Consider the following 14597-nt stretch of genomic DNA (forward strand, 5'->3'; position numbering starts at 1 on the left):
GGATGAAGGAATATAAAATTTACACCTCGAAGTAATTTACCACGGGTCAGTCTTTCATAGAAAGAGGTGATAGAGAGGCGTTTTTGCTGCTAGTTTCAAGACCCTGTTTCATGGCTTTATACATTATGTTTCGGGGAGGAGCAAAGCTTTGAGTAAAAGATGGTTATCTATTCTATTAAGTTTACTATTGGCGCTATCTCTAGTCGTACCTGCAGCTGCGGCTCCTACGGAAGGATCGCAAGAGCTTAGCAGTTCGTTAAGCACCGAAGAAGCATTCCAATTGAAGCAGATGTTAGAGCATCGGGCGAAGCTGGCCGAGTTTCCTGAACTCGATCAGAGTCTAAGGAAATCAACGGGAGGTCCGACCAGAGTCATTGTTGAATTATCGGCCGAGCCTGTTGCGTTAAAGAAGGGAATTTCCGCACTGTCGGGCAGATCTTTTACGTCATCGATGGAAGCACAGGCGGAAGCCCAAGTGGAACAGCAGCAGCAGAAATTTATAGACAGCCTGGACTCCAAAAATATCGATCACGACGTTTCAAATCAATATAGCTATGCATTCAACGGTCTTTCCATGGAGATCGAAGGGAGCCAAGTCGAAGCACTGCTTGAGATCCCTGGTGTGCTTGGTGTGTATCCGGATCTGGAAGTAACGGCGGGTCCGAAGGTTGACGAAGTCAAGCCTTACATGAAGGATACGGGTCCTTTTATCGGGGCACCAGACGTGTGGGATTTGGGATACACCGGGAAGGGCATCAAGGTCGGTGTCATTGATACCGGCATTGATTACGAGCATCCGAACTTGAAGGACGCCTATAAGGGGGGATATGACTTCGTTGATAATGACAATGACCCTTATGAAGCAACGCCTCTTGATTGGGAGAACGATCCTACCAATCCGGCTCCGGTAGATGACAATGGAAGCACCTATTGGACTGATCATGGAACACATGTAGCGGGAACGATTGCTGCACGGGAAGCAGGCGAATTCGGTGTTGTGGGAATTGCGCCGGGAGCGAGCATCTATGCTTACCGTGTCCTTGGGCCATATGGCAGCGGTTATTCCAGCTGGGTGGTTGGCGGCATTGACCGCGCCGTTCAGGATGGCATGGATGTCATCAACCTATCCCTGGGTAATTCCCGTAATGATCCGGATTATGTGACATCGGTTGCGGTTAACAATGCCGCCTTGGCCGGCGTAACACCGGTTGTCGCGAGCGGCAATAGCGGTCCTAACCGCTGGACGGCCGGGTCACCGGCCACTTCCGCATTTGCCATAACTGTAGGCAACTCGACGGGACCAAGTGATGAGATTGCAGCCACCGGTTATTTTTACGCGGAAGAGGATCTTGAAATCGATCAGCCGGATAATACGGAACCGAGCGATCCTCCGGCAGAGCTGGGAAATGCAACGCAGCCGGATCAACAGCCAGTTCCGGAAGAAGGAGAGGATGCAGGTGAAGCCGATCTTGGACAAGAACCATCTGCAGGAACGTCAGAACCGGAGGCCGAGAGCCATGGAGAGGCATCGAACCTATCCGGTCATACGGAAGAAGACACAAGCGTACCAGCAACCGGTACATCGACTGAGCAAGACTCGGAACAGGGAACTCCTGTAGACTCCCCGTCAACAGACGAAGGAACCGAGTCGACCGACGGACAACTCCCGCTTGAACAGGAGGGGAACGGTTCTGTTGATGAGCAGAACAGACCGTTGACTGTTGTTGAAGCAACTTATGGAATGGATTTGATGGCCTGGAATTTGGCAGAGGATCCTGAAGTTGTACTTCAAGGAGATTTCGAGTTGGTCTATGCCGGACTTGGTTATCCTGAGGATTTCAAAGGGGTAAACGCTGAAGGTAAAATCGCATTGATTCAAAGAGGCGTCATTCCATTCGTCGACAAGATCGCTAGTGCCAAGGCAGCAGGAGCCATCGGTATTATCATATACAACAATACGGATGACGCTACCAATCCGATAGCGTACCTTGGAGACAGCTTCCAATTCATCCCGACCTTCCGTACTAGCAAGGATGTAGGGGAGCAGATTAAGGCACTTCTCGGTGAACATCCGAACCTTCAAGTCCGGTTCTCCGATTTCAAGCGGACCCAAACCGAAGGGGATGAAATGTACACCTCGAGTTCAAGAGGACCAGCCAAGAAAACGCTGGATATTAAACCGGATGTCGTAGCACCAGGAACGAGCATCCTGTCAACGGTACCGGCATACGGCAAGGATTCGCCAGAGGCGGATTACAGCCAAGCGTATGATCGCTTCACGGGCACGAGCATGGCGTCTCCGCACGTTGCTGGTCTCGCTGCTCTGATCCTGGAAAAGAACAGCCATTGGTTGCCGTTTGATGTTAAGGTCGCGCTCATGAACAATGCGAAGGTTCTGAACACTGAATTGTACGAAGTCAATGATCAGGGGGCAGGCCGCGTACAAGCGCTCCAGACGATTCAAGCGGATACGCTGGTCAAGGTCATCGACAAGACAACTTATCAGGAGAAAGGAACCAGCAAAGAGTATGACAACATTACCGGCAGCATCAGTTTCGGCAACTTTACGGGGACGACAGCTAAAAAGGTCCAGAAGAAAATCCGGGTAGAGCAACTGGGGGCAAACGGGGGAGAATTTAAGGTCGCAGTCAATTCTACTGTTGAGACGCCGGGCGTCTCGGTGACGGTAGATAAAGCCTCCTTCGCGCTGAACGGCCAAGAGGAACTGGTCGTTACCCTGGAAGTGCCGGAGGGCATTACGGGTGTTTCGGAGCAGCAAGGCTATATTACGCTGACAAATGGAACGCGGACGTATTCTGTACCGTATGCAGCGTACTTCAATTTAGAGATTACAGGAATTAAGTACACCAAAGTATTTAACGATACAGAGGTATATATTCCGCATTTCCCATTGGATCAGTACGGAAATCTTGGGAAATTGAATGTTTCATTCGAATTCTATAATCCGATGCAGATCGTCATTGCTGATCTGTACGACAGCCTGAACCCAGGAGCGGGGGTAGAAGGTGATGGAATAATTGGCCAAATTTTCGGGAATCAGGGGTACTTTGATGCTAACACGTCCTTTACAATCGGTTGGAACGGAAAATACGGCGATTATGCAACCGAGCAAGAGGTGGAAGTTCAGGATGGATTATACTCCATTGAACTTTTAGCTTTGGGTACAAATTTGCAAGTAAGTTCCGATTACTCCACCATCCCGTTCTTCGTCAAACGAGCAGCGCCGGTTATCCATACAGAACAAGATGTACAGCTTTCAGGCAAGGATAAGCCTGCCTTAAGCGGTACAATCGAGGATCTCTATGTAACTGCTGCTCCGGCGATGTGGGATGAATGGGCAATCGACTTCGACGTAAGCGAATGGCTCGATGCCAAATACACGATCAAGAGAGCCAACAAATCCGTAGCCAAGGAAGGAAGCTTTGATGTTGAGCAGGATGGGGCATTTACCATTCCGCTTGATGGACTGTCCTCGGGCAACTATACGGTAGAGCTTTCGGTCAAGGACCGTCAAGGTCTGGAAGGAACGGCAACGGTTGATCTGCAGCTGACCGGTGCTCCGGGTCCTGGCAACCCGGATCCGGGTAACCCAGGCGGTGGCTCCGGCGGAGGAGGCGGATCATCGTCCGGTGGCGGTTCTACGACTCCATCCACACCGGCTCCTGAAGTATCGGGCGATGCCAAAGTAACAACGAAGAAAAATACGGATGGCACCGAATCCGCCACCGCTGCATTGTCTGAAACCGCAGTGAGTGCAGGCATTGCCGGAGACGGCAAGGAAGTGAAGCTGGATGTATCAAAGCTGGACTTCACGAAGTACAGCGACGTTGCATTTACTTTAAACAAGGCAACCGTTGATAAGCTAAAAGCCTCCGGCAAGCCGCTGGTCATTCAAGGCAACGGCTTTGCGTTGACGGTGCCTGCCGATGCGCTGGATGATTTCACGACGGCCAGCGGATTCAATTTGACGGTGTCCGTAGCTGCCGGCAAGGCAGGAAATCCTGCAAGCTTGAATGTTGTTTCGCCGCTCGTGACGGTGAAGCATGCCGATAAGTTCAAGCATTCGATTTTGCTGACACTAAACTATGATTCGGCCAAGGTGAAGGATGCGCGCAAGGTTGGCGCCTACATGCAGTCGGCAACAGGAGACATGGTGTCCGCAGGCTTACTGCATTCTGCCGCAAAAGGCTCCATTACCTTCCGGATCTACGTTCCGGCATCCTACGTTGCCGCCGAGAACAGCGTAACCTTCAATGACATCAGCGGTCACTGGGCCAAGGATGAGATTGAAGTTGCCGCCTCACAGCACGTCACGTACGGCACAGGGGCCGGACGCTTCTCACCGAACACAACCATAACCCGTGCAGAGTTCGCTACCCTCTTGGACCGCATCTTTGAGACAGGCATCGATTGGGATACCCGCAGCAAGGAAGCGGGAGCGAAGAACCCGCTGACTCGGGTAGAGATGGTCACGATGATTGCCGACGCATTGAAGGTGGAGTCCGAAGGAGGCCAATTGTCCTTCAGCGATGCGAATCAAATTCCGGCTGATGCACGTGCCGCCGTCGCTTTTGCAGTTGAACAGGGTCTCGTCAAAGGGATGAACGGAAACCGTTTTGCACCTGAAGAGACTTCGACCCGGGCGCAAGTATCGGTCATCGTGTACCGCCTGCTGGATTACTTGAATAAAATCTGATCCTAGTTTTGATGCAACGACTCATCATTATCGAGGGACTCGGCTGGCAGCAGCCGGGCCCTTTTTTATTGACAGAACAATGAACGAATGCTTGTAATAAGGATAATGGACGAGCATAACGGGAGGCGAACAAAGTTGAAAACCCAAAAGATCATCATTTATTTTGTTATAGCGATCGTACCCGTATTCGTACTACTTACTGTGTTGGGTGACGTTGGCGAAGGGGCGGAAGGCGGTGGGATCCAGCGAAGCATAGAATGGGTGACAACCTATGTTTTGCCGTGGATCTTTCTCTATTGGTTTATTAAGCTGGTCCGTAAAATAAAGTAAACAAGCATGTCCCTGAGACACTGGTGACCACCGGGACCTCTTTTCATATAAAGCTCCCTCACAATCTGCCATCCCTAACATTAAAAAAAGAAAAACGCTCATCCGATCCGCAAACATGCGAATGGCGAGCGTCTTGGACATTTAATCTAGCTAATGGCCACCGTGTGAACCATTGTTTCTTTATTCGTAGTGATTTAAGGGGATCGCCAGAAACGGTTATTCCTTCGACCACTGATCGAGCGTTCGGTCACTTGGCAGCAAGAGGGCAAGAAGCCCCAGCAGAGGAAGGAAGCCAACGGCAATCATGACATTGGCAATTCCCCAGACGTCCCCGAGGTTTCCGAGCACCAGCGAGCCGATGCCGCCCATGCCGAAGGCAAAACCGGTGATCAGCCCGGAGACCGTTCCGATATTGCCGGGATGCAGCATTTGGGCGTACACCACGGTCACCGAGAAGCTGGATAAAAGCACGAATCCGCTGATCACAAGCAGCACCCCTGCCCAGAATGAAGACACGAAAGGCAGGATGAGCGCAATCGGCGCTGTCCCAACCATGGAGAAGATGATCAAATTCCGTCGTCCGTAACGATCGGCAAGCGGCCCCCCGAAGAAGGTACCTACGGCTCCCGAAGCCAGGAATAGAAAAATATAAATTTGCGCATTTTCAATGGATATCCGGTAAGCATCCATTAAATAAAAAGCGTAATAGCTGCTGATCGCTGCTCCATACCAAGAGCGGATGAACACGAGGACGACGAGCACGACGGTCGCGTTCCAGATGCTTTTGCGGCGGGCAGGGTCCAGCGTTCTGCCGGCTGTTCTCTTTTTGAAGGTATAGCCTGCTTTCAGCATCCCGTGATACCACTTGGCAACATAGCTCTGAACGAGGATGCCGGCCCCCGCGACAAAGGTGAAGGCCATCGCTCCGATTTGCCCGTAGGGTACAAAAATAAACTTCGTAAGCAGCGGCGCCAGGGATTGTCCGGCATTGCCCCCAACCTGAAAGATCGATTGAGACAAGCCCTTTCGCATACCGGCCGCCATATGGGCGACCCGCATCCCTTCCGGATGGAAGGTTGCCGAGCCAAGGCCGATGAGTATAACGGCGAGCATGACAAGCAAATAGGTATGCGCGTGCGCAAGAAGGAACACGCCCGCGAACGTAAAGCACATGCCGATCGGCAGAAGAATCGGTGTCGGCCTTCGGTCGGCGGCATAGCCGATAACCGGCTGTATAAGGGAAGAAGTAAAGTTGATGGCAAAGGAAATCCAGCCGATTTGCGTAAAGGTTAGAAATAGATTGTCTTTTAAAATAGGAAAGATCGCAGGGATGACTGATTGAATCGAATCATTAAATAAGTGTACGAAGCTGATCGCAAGCAGTATCCGATATACCGTCGCCTGTTGAGTCCCGCCATGGACGGGGCTTGGGGGGGCAGAGGGTTTCTGGAGAGCTACGCTTCTGTCCGCCATTGAAGGAACTCCTTTCTTCTTATATAGAGTGGTGTTATGTAGTGGGCATAATTATGAACCATGCGCCGTTTCAGTAATGAACTAACATTAAAACCTTTTCGTGTGGAAATCAATGAATTCGAATAACAAAATGCAAATAAATCCGAAGTTCGGAAGGCAAACATGATGGAATAAAAAGGGGATCGATTTTTTTGAGCAAAAGCCTTGATAATTTTTCGCCCAGGTGGTATATTACTAATTGTCGCTTTTGACAAACGCTTTTGCAGGTTGTCGAACGGCGTCGAAAAAAAGTGTTGACATCACGTCGATAACTTGATATGATATAAACCTGCGCTGCTGATTGAACTGATCGGCGCGACAGACGAAACATCAAGTTCCTTGAAAACTGAACAAATGGAACACGTCAATGAAACACAAGCAACGTTAAGACGTTAGCTTCTAAATGAGCTTAATCGCTCTTTCAATTCATCGTCCTTCGGACGATCTTTATTGGAGAGTTTGATCCTGGCTCAGGACGAACGCTGGCGGCGTGCCTAATACATGCAAGTCGAGCGGACTAATGGTTTCCTTCGGGAAACCGTTGCTTAGCGGCGGACGGGTGAGTAACACGTAGGCAACCTGCCCTCAAGACTGGGATAACTACCGGAAACGGTAGCTAATACCGGATAATTAAATCTGCTGCATGGCAGAGTTATGAAAGGCGGAGCAATCTGTCACTTGAGGATGGGCCTGCGGCGCATTAGCTAGTTGGTGAGGTAACGGCTCACCAAGGCGACGATGCGTAGCCGACCTGAGAGGGTGAACGGCCACACTGGGACTGAGACACGGCCCAGACTCCTACGGGAGGCAGCAGTAGGGAATCTTCCGCAATGGGCGAAAGCCTGACGGAGCAACGCCGCGTGAGTGATGAAGGTTTTCGGATCGTAAAGCTCTGTTGCCAGGGAAGAACGTCTCATAGAGTAACTGCTATGAGAGTGACGGTACCTGAGAAGAAAGCCCCGGCTAACTACGTGCCAGCAGCCGCGGTAATACGTAGGGGGCAAGCGTTGTCCGGAATTATTGGGCGTAAAGCGCGCGCAGGCGGTTCTTTAAGTCTGGTGTTTAAACCCGAGGCTCAACTTCGGGACGCACTGGAAACTGGGGAACTTGAGTGCAGAAGAGGAGAGTGGAATTCCACGTGTAGCGGTGAAATGCGTAGATATGTGGAGGAACACCAGTGGCGAAGGCGACTCTCTGGGCTGTAACTGACGCTGAGGCGCGAAAGCGTGGGGAGCGAACAGGATTAGATACCCTGGTAGTCCACGCCGTAAACGATGAATGCTAGGTGTTAGGGGTTTCGATACCCTTGGTGCCGAAGTTAACACATTAAGCATTCCGCCTGGGGAGTACGGTCGCAAGACTGAAACTCAAAGGAATTGACGGGGACCCGCACAAGCAGTGGAGTATGTGGTTTAATTCGAAGCAACGCGAAGAACCTTACCAAGTCTTGACATCCCTCTGAATCCTCTAGAGATAGAGGCGGCCTTCGGGACAGAGGAGACAGGTGGTGCATGGTTGTCGTCAGCTCGTGTCGTGAGATGTTGGGTTAAGTCCCGCAACGAGCGCAACCCTTGATCTTAGTTGCCAGCACTTAAGGTGGGCACTCTAAGGTGACTGCCGGTGACAAACCGGAGGAAGGTGGGGATGACGTCAAATCATCATGCCCCTTATGACTTGGGCTACACACGTACTACAATGGCTGGTACAACGGGAAGCGAAGCCGCGAGGTGGAGCCAATCCTAAAAAGCCAGTCTCAGTTCGGATTGCAGGCTGCAACTCGCCTGCATGAAGTCGGAATTGCTAGTAATCGCGGATCAGCATGCCGCGGTGAATACGTTCCCGGGTCTTGTACACACCGCCCGTCACACCACGAGAGTTTACAACACCCGAAGTCGGTGGGGTAACCCTTACGGGAGCCAGCCGCCGAAGGTGGGGTAGATGATTGGGGTGAAGTCGTAACAAGGTAGCCGTATCGGAAGGTGCGGCTGGATCACCTCCTTTCTATGGAGTACCTCGCTTCCGTAGCGAAGCGGTACAAATACGGTTGACCGCAAGGTCGCCGATCCTTTGCGAAAGCAAAGACAATGACGTGCTTTCATTTGTTCAGTTTTGATGGAATTTGAGGGGCTATAGCTCAGCTGGGAGAGCGCCTGCCTTGCACGCAGGAGGTCAGGGGTTCGATCCCCCTTGGCTCCACCAAATCAATTTCATCAATCATTGATCCTTGAAAACTAGATAACGAAACGAATTTGCGTTTTAGAAATATCCTTTTAGCTGCTTGTGTCTTCATTGAAAGACCAAGTAATAAAAGTAGCACGCGAAGGTTTTGGGATCATCGATCCTTTGGAAGTCGGTTTCAACCTCTGAACGAATTTATTCAATCAGGGAAACCGGCGGACAACAAGCGATGAGCACAAAACCGAAGCACAAGGTTAAGCTACTAAGAGCACACGGAGGATGCCTAGGCGCTAGGAGCCGATGAAGGACGTGGCGAACAACGATACTGCCTCGGGGAGCTGTAAGCAAGCTTCGATCCGGGGATGTCCGAATGGGGAAACCCGGCTGGTGTAATAGCCAGTCACTTCTGCCTGAATACATAGGGCAGCTAGAGGCATACCCAGGGAACTGAAACATCTAAGTACCTGGAGGAAGAGAAAACAAGAGTGATTCCGTCAGTAGCGGCGAGCGAACGCGGAACAGCCTAAACCAGAGAGCTTGCTCTCTGGGGTTGTGGGACGTCTCACATGGAGTTACAAAGGTTTAGATTAGACGAACAGGTCTGGAAAGGCCGGCCATAGAAGGTAAAAGCCCTGTAATCGAAAATGTGAACCCTCCGAGACGGATCCCGAGTAGTGCGGGGCACGTGAAACCCCGTATGAATCCAGCAGGACCATCTGCTAAGGCTAAATACTCCCTAGCGACCGATAGTGAAGCAGTACCGTGAGGGAAAGGTGAAAAGCACCCCGGAAGGGGAGTGAAATAGAACCTGAAACCGTGTGCTTACAAGAAGTCAGAGCCCATTATAGGGGTGATGGCGTGCCTTTTGTAGAATGAACCGGCGAGTTACGTTCCCATGCAAGGTTAAGGCGAGAAGCCGTAGCCGCAGCGAAAGCGAGTCTGAATAGGGCGTTTTAGTATGTGGACGTAGACCCGAAACCGTGTGATCTACCCCTGTCCAGGGTGAAGGTGCGGTAACACGCACTGGAGGCCCGAACCCACGTACGTTGAAAAGTGCGGGGATGAGGTGGGGGTAGCGGAGAAATTCCAATCGAACTCGGAGATAGCTGGTTCTCCCCGAAATAGCTTTAGGGCTAGCCTCGGAAATTAGAGTCGTGGAGGTAGAGCACTGATTGGGTGCGGGGCCCGCAAGGGTTACCAAGCTCAGTCAAACTCCGAATGCCATAGACTTATATCCGGGAGTCAGACAGTGAGTGCTAAGATCCATTGTCAAAAGGGAAACAGCCCAGACCATCAGCTAAGGTCCCCAAGTGTGTGTTAAGTGGGAAAGGATGTGGAGTTGCACAGACAACCAGGATGTTGGCTTAGAAGCAGCCACCATTTAAAGAGTGCGTAATAGCTCACTGGTCGAGTGACTCTGCGCCGAAAATGTAACGGGGCTAAACACACCACCGAAGCTATGGCTTGATGCTTGCATCAGGGGTAGGGGAGCGTTGTATGCAGGTTGAAGGTGTACCGTAAGGAGCGCTGGACAGCATACAAGTGAGAATGCCGGTATGAGTAACGAAAAGATCAGTGAGAATCTGATCCGCCGAAAGCCCAAGGTTTCCTGAGGAAGGCTCGTCCGCTCAGGGTAAGTCGGGACCTAAGGCGAGGCCGAAAGGCGTAGTCGAAGGACAACAGGTTGAAATTCCTGTACCACCGTAAACCGTTATGAACGATGGGGTGACGCAGGAGGGTAGTGACGCGGACTGATGGATGTCCGTCCAAGCAGTGAGGCTGATGTGTAGGCAAATCCGCACATCGTAAGGCTGGGCTGTGATGGGGAGTGAAAATTACAGTAGCGAAGGTCATGATCTCACACTGCCAAGAAAAGCCTCTAGTCAGGTGAAGGTGCCCGTACCGCAAACCGACACAGGTAGGCGAGAAGAGAATTCTAAGGCGCGCGGAAGAACTCTCGTTAAGGAACTCGGCAAAATGACCCCGTAACTTCGGGAGAAGGGGTGCCTCGGTAGGGTGAATAGCCCGAGGGGGCCGCAGTGAAAAGGCCCAAGCGACTGTTTAGCAAAAACACAGGTCTGTGCGAAGCCGCAAGGCGAAGTATACGGGCTGACGCCTGCCCGGTGCTGGAAGGTTAAGGGGAGCGGTTAGGGGTTAAACCCGAAGCTGTGAACCGAAGCCCCAGTAAACGGCGGCCGTAACTATAACGGTCCTAAGGTAGCGAAATTCCTTGTCAGGTAAATTCTGACCCGCACGAATGGCGTAACGACTTGGGCGCTGTCTCAACGAGAGATCCGGTGAAATTTTAATACCTGTGAAGATGCAGGTTACCCGCGACAAGACGGAAAGACCCCATGGAGCTTTACTGCAGCTTGATATTGGATTTGGGTACGATCTGTACAGGATAGGTGGGAGCCTAAGAAGCATGAGCGCCAGCTTGTGTGGAGGCGACGTTGGGATACCACCCTGATCGTATCTAGGTTCTAACCTGGTACCGTGATCCGGTACGGGGACAGTGTCAGGCGGGCAGTTTGACTGGGGCGGTCGCCTCCTAAAGAGTAACGGAGGCGCCCCAAGGTTCCCTCAGAATGGTTGGAAATCATTCGAAGAGTGCAAAGGCATAAGGGAGCTTGACTGCGAGACCTACAAGTCGAGCAGGGACGAAAGTCGGGCTTAGTGATCCGGTGGTACCGCATGGAAGGGCCATCGCTCAACGGATAAAAGCTACCCTGGGGATAACAGGCTTATCTCCCCCAAGAGTCCACATCGACGGGGAGGTTTGGCACCTCGATGTCGGCTCATCGCATCCTGGGGCTGAAGTAGGTCCCAAGGGTTGGGCTGTTCGCCCATTAAAGCGGTACGCGAGCTGGGTTCAGAACGTCGTGAGACAGTTCGGTCCCTATCTGTCGTGGGCGTAGGAAATTTGAGAGGAGCTGTCCTTAGTACGAGAGGACCGGGATGGACGTACCGCTGGTGCACCAGTTGTTCCGCCAGGAGCATGGCTGGGTAGCTACGTACGGACGGGATAAGCGCTGAAAGCATCTAAGCGTGAAGCCCCCCTCAAGATGAGATTTCCCAATTAGTAAGACCCCTTGAAGACGACGAGGTAGATAGGTTGGAGGTGGAAGTGCAGCAATGCATGGAGCTGACCAATACTAATCGGTCGAGGGCTTATCCTACAAGCTTTACGAAGTAAAGCTCGCTACGGAAGCATAAACAACACCCCAAAAAGTGAAGCGAAGCTTTGAAGCGGATGCCGAATACTTTTCGGGGACCCCGATCCAACATTGGGACAATGCTACGGATTCTAAACAACGCAAAGACGTTTCGTATCTAGTTTTCAGGTGATCAAACCACCTTGAATCGTTTGGTGGCGATGGCGGAAGGGTTCCACGCGTTCCCATACCGAACACGACCGTTAAGCCTTCCAGCGCCGATGGTACTTGGACCGAAGGGTCCCGGGAGAGTAGGACGCCGCCAAGCGAACAACCATAAAGGCCGTTATCGAGCAATCGATGACGGCCTTTTAAATATGTATGTCATTAATATTTTATATAGTAAATCGTTTACCGGCGCCTCTTAAGAAGAACTCAGGGTTGAGCTTTAAGGGGCGTGAAGCTCAACTCGCCCCCGAAAGTATCCTGCAAGGATTAATGTTCCTACTCCGCTCTAGTGAGGATTGCCAACCGGCTTTCGCTGACCGTAGGGGAGTACGGTAAGTGTTGCTTGTTGCTGTTGACCGTCTCTAATAAACGCCAGTGTATTTCTTCGCCAGGCTGCACGGCCGTTACGATTCCCTCTAACTCATCATACTGCCGAATTTGCTTATTATCGGTGCTTATAATGATATCGCCTACCTCAAGAATGCCGTCTGCGGACGCGCCTGGAACGATTTCCACGATCTTGACACCCTTCATGTATAATGTTTCATGCCAATCCAGCTGGTCCAGAAGGTGGACCTGTAAATATCACTCCTGCGGTATCCCACTCCAACTAAAATAGATAGCCTTAAGGTGACACCTATGCCTCCTAGCTTGCTTTCCGCCATTTCGAATTCAATTCTTTTCATTTTTTCTTATCGGGGCTTTACAATACCAATATCTTAGTGTACTATTCAACCATAACACTGATACAAAAGAGGAGTGGAACCATGGTCGGAACGAATACAACTCCCGTTCTATCCGTAAACGGAGTTACCAAGACGATCGGTCGTCGAAATATTGTAGATGGCCTTACCTTTGATATACATCACGGAGAAATCGTAGGCTTGCTCGGTCCTAACGGCGCCGGTAAGACAACAACGATCCGGATGATTGTCGGTCTGATTGAGATGTCCCGCGGGGACGTGCTGGTGCAAGGGCATAGTATTAAGGGAGACTTTGTGAAGGCGATTCGTCATATCGGAGGCATTATCGAGAATCCTGAATTTTATCCGTATATGAGCGGCTATGACAATCTGAGACAATACCAGCGTATGTCTGACGGCGTAAGCATCACAAGAATTATGGAGATCGTTAAGCTGGTCGGGCTTCAGGATGCGATTCACAAGAAGGTCCGTGCCTATTCCCTCGGGATGCGCCAGCGATTAGGCATCGCTCAGGCTCTTCTGCACAACCCATCGATATTGATTCTGGATGAACCCACAAACGGTCTGGACCCGGCAGGGATCCGCGAAATGCGTGATTATCTGAAGCGAATTGCCCGCGAAGAAGGAATTGCGATTCTTGTATCCAGTCACCTGCTGTCCGAGATGGAACTGATGTGCAGCCGTGTCGTTGTCATTCAAGAGGGGAAACTCGTGACGGAGCGAGCGATCGGCCAGGCCGGGGAGAACGAAGAGCTGTCTACCGTAACGCTTCGCGTCAATGATCTTGAACTCGCCGAACAGACTGCCTCGAGACTGGATGGTCTGACTCGGATCGGTTCGATCCCGGATGAAGGAGCTTTGACGGTTCGATTGAAGGAAGAGGATATTCCCGATCTGATATCCGCACTGTGTAACGCGCGGGTGCGCATTTATCGGGTTGAGGAGCACAAGTCATCGCTCGAGGATGAATTCTTGAAATGGACGGGAGGAAACCGCATTGCGTAGCTTTGGAAACCTGGTATGGAACGAATGGCTCAAAATGTTCAAGAAACGCAGCTTCTTTTTGCCTTATCTGCTGCTGGCAGGCGCTGTCATTCTCGTTGCCGTGATGCTGTATAACTTCTCCGGTGGAGACAACGGCTACGGATTTGCGGAGATGGCCGTCTCCACCAGAGGGATGGGCCAAATGCTGACGCTGCTTGCGGTCGTCGTAACCGCAGGGACGGTGGCGAAGGAGCACAGCATGGGAACGATCAAACTGCTGCTGATCCGCGCACAAAGCCGGACCAAAATTTTGGCTTCGAAATATACGGCCATTCTAATTTATGTAGTAACCCTTGTAGCGTTTATGCTAGCTGTGTCAGTGCTAACTGGTCAGATTACCTTCGGCATGGAGAACGGCTCGGCTACGCTTAATGATGTCCTGCAGGGGTCCCTGTACAATCTCGTTTACACGGTTGTCTACGTAACCCTGACGTTTATGGTAGGCATCCTAACCCGGTCGTCGGGAGCTGCCATCGGTATCGGCATGTTTTCGGTCATTGTGGAGAGCATGGTGGTACAACTGCTCGCACGTTACAGCTGGTCGAAGTATCTGCTGTTCCTGAATGTGGATTTGTCCATGTACAGCGGAGGCGGGTCCTCGCCGGTCCCTGGCATGAGCTTAGCATTTTCCATTACTGTGCTCATTGCCTATCTTCTCTTGTTTCTCGGAGCAGGCTTTGTTACGTTTAAAAAACGGGATGTCGCTTAATAGAGAAAGCCAAGAAGACC

At 51.4% G+C, this 14597-nt stretch carries 6 protein-coding genes, 1 tRNA gene and 3 rRNA genes; 8 read left to right on the forward strand and 2 right to left on the reverse strand.

Going from position 1 to position 14597, the window contains the following annotated elements; all coding sequences use genetic code 11:
- Positions 1 to 148: 148 nt before the first annotated feature.
- Together NST44_RS08110 and NST44_RS08115 are read left to right on the forward strand one after the other, a co-directional pair.
- Positions 149 to 4717 carry a S8 family serine peptidase gene (locus tag NST44_RS08110; protein WP_340898777.1) on the forward strand — a complete coding sequence of 1523 codons (4569 nt, stop codon included), beginning with the start codon at positions 149 to 151 and terminating at the stop codon, positions 4715 to 4717.
- 135 nt (positions 4718 to 4852) lie between these two features.
- Complete coding sequence (locus tag NST44_RS08115) at positions 4853 to 5047, forward strand: hypothetical protein (RefSeq protein ID WP_210093940.1); 195 nt, start codon at positions 4853 to 4855, stop codon at positions 5045 to 5047.
- A gap of 216 nt (positions 5048 to 5263) precedes the next feature.
- Here NST44_RS08115 and NST44_RS08120 read toward each other — a convergent pair whose 3' ends face one another.
- A complete protein-coding gene (locus NST44_RS08120; RefSeq protein ID WP_340898779.1) occupies positions 5264 to 6520 on the reverse strand; it encodes an MFS transporter in 1257 nt (418 codons plus the stop codon).
- A gap of 486 nt (positions 6521 to 7006) precedes the next feature.
- On the opposite strand from NST44_RS08120, the gene NST44_RS08125 reads away from it, so the two are divergent.
- The 4 genes from NST44_RS08125 to rrf all read left to right on the forward strand — a co-directional run bounded on the left by NST44_RS08125 (position 7007) and on the right by rrf (position 12220).
- Positions 7007 to 8560, forward strand: a 16S ribosomal RNA gene (locus tag NST44_RS08125).
- A gap of 122 nt (positions 8561 to 8682) precedes the next feature.
- Positions 8683 to 8758 (forward strand) — tRNA-Ala (locus NST44_RS08130).
- 231 nt (positions 8759 to 8989) lie between these two features.
- A 23S ribosomal RNA gene (locus tag NST44_RS08135) occupies positions 8990 to 11916 on the forward strand.
- Between the two features lie 187 nt (positions 11917 to 12103).
- A 5S ribosomal RNA gene (rrf, locus tag NST44_RS08140) occupies positions 12104 to 12220 on the forward strand.
- Together the 16S, 23S and 5S rRNA genes with 1 tRNA gene alongside form the textbook arrangement of a ribosomal RNA operon.
- Before the next feature lie 176 nt (positions 12221 to 12396).
- On the opposite strand, the gene NST44_RS08145 is transcribed toward rrf, so the two are convergent.
- Entirely contained in the window at positions 12397 to 12636 is a 240-nt protein-coding gene (locus NST44_RS08145; RefSeq protein ID WP_007132623.1) for a hypothetical protein, read from the reverse strand.
- A 251-nt stretch (positions 12637 to 12887) separates the two neighbouring features.
- On the opposite strand from NST44_RS08145, the gene NST44_RS08150 reads away from it, so the two are divergent.
- The gene (locus NST44_RS08150) at positions 12888 to 13829 is read left to right on the forward strand and encodes an ABC transporter ATP-binding protein (RefSeq protein WP_007132622.1); all 942 of its coding nucleotides are present in this window, start codon (positions 12888 to 12890) and stop codon (positions 13827 to 13829) included.
- Positions 13822 to 14577, forward strand: coding sequence for an ABC transporter permease (locus tag NST44_RS08155; RefSeq protein ID WP_007132621.1), 756 nt, complete (start codon positions 13822 to 13824; stop codon positions 14575 to 14577). The genes NST44_RS08150 and NST44_RS08155 overlap by 8 nt, the downstream gene beginning before the upstream one ends.
- Positions 14578 to 14597: the final 20 nt, after the last annotated feature.

This window comes from Paenibacillus sp. FSL W8-0919 (assembly GCF_038003785.1).
GTDB lineage: Bacteria > Bacillota > Bacilli > Paenibacillales > Paenibacillaceae > Paenibacillus_AQ > Paenibacillus_AQ lactis.

Bases quoted from the DNA above. Each gene is read 5' to 3' on its own strand.
- NST44_RS08120 (WP_340898779.1), bottom strand. From the start codon at position 6,520: ATGGCGGACAGAAGCGTAGCTCTCCAGAAACCCTCTGCCCCCCCAAGC.
- NST44_RS08150 (WP_007132622.1), top strand. From the start codon at position 12,888: ATGGTCGGAACGAATACAACTCCCGTTCTATCCGTAAACGGAGTTACC.